General features: G+C 38.9%; 1 protein-coding gene. It reads right to left on the bottom strand.

Features of this window, described 5'->3' with window-relative positions; all coding sequences use genetic code 11:
* A partial coding sequence (locus tag ACLJR2_RS23845) for a hypothetical protein (protein ID WP_219829037.1) occupies positions 1 to 257 on the bottom strand: 257 nt, incomplete at both ends.

Genomic DNA, 257 nt, shown 5'->3' with positions numbered 1-257 from the left:
CGTCACGCCATTTCATTTTTGAGTTTTCGTAAACAACAACAATACTCCAACCTCCATAATATCCGGTTGCGCCACCATCGCCTTCTACTACGGCAATATCGGCTACAGTATAATCTCCTAAGCCGTTGGTTCTAACATAATCGGTAATTTCTGCATAAGCAGAATACATAAAACCGTCACTATTCGTAGGATAATAAATATCATTTGTGTTAGCGGTTACTAATGAATATCCTGAAGCTGTAGGGCCTTTAATAGAA

The organism is Salmonella sp. SAL03688 (genome assembly GCF_046551895.1).
Lineage (GTDB): Bacteria > Pseudomonadota > Gammaproteobacteria > Enterobacterales > Enterobacteriaceae > Salmonella > Salmonella enterica.
This window is presented reverse-complemented; position numbering and strand designations above follow the sequence as displayed.